This is a genomic window from Aquabacterium parvum (assembly GCF_001447195.1).
GTDB classification, from domain to species: domain Bacteria; phylum Pseudomonadota; class Gammaproteobacteria; order Burkholderiales; family Burkholderiaceae_C; genus Aquabacterium; species Aquabacterium parvum.
Map to the genome: position 1 here is coordinate 1 of NZ_LFRI01000465.1, position 519 is coordinate 519.

Here is a 519-nt window from a genome sequence, read left to right on the forward strand (position 1 = left end):
GAGGTTGTTCCGGCGGCTCAAGGGCTACCGCCGAATCTTCTCCCGGTTCGAAAAGCTTGATGCGATGTTTCTCGGCTTTCTCAGCTTCGTGCTCGTGGTCGATGGGCTTCGCAGTTTGTGTTAACAGGCCCTAGTTCGTTAGGCCCTCGCGTAAATGCACCGCGTGCGCAGGCCAAGCGAGCCACCTCCTCGGTGGCTACAGGCAAACAGGCGTGCGCCTCTTGGTTCGCACAAGGTCTCGTGGCATGCTTGCATTCAAGCTGGCATCAGCCCAGCAACAAACAACAGGGGTTTCATGCCAAATCAGCCGCATGCCACCATCGGCCTAACTGGGCGTTGCAGGGGACGCTCATACGTCGCATCGCTTCGGTCACGCCAAGCGGGCGCCCCTGAACTTGGGCGTTAGGCTTCTCGCAAATGCCCAGTATTCATCGGCCTTGCGGGGCATTCGCCGGAACACATCGAGGCTTGCGGTCCGTGTGCTGGCACCTGTGCCGCTCAGGTTGCAAGTCGGGTAAA

1 pseudogene is annotated in these 519 nt (G+C 59.5%); it reads left to right on the top strand.

The features are described from left to right. Window positions 1-124: pseudogene (locus tag ABG80_RS18045) on the top strand (IS5-like element ISCARN85 family transposase); the annotation flags it as partial. Window positions 125-519 lie beyond the last annotated feature (395 nt).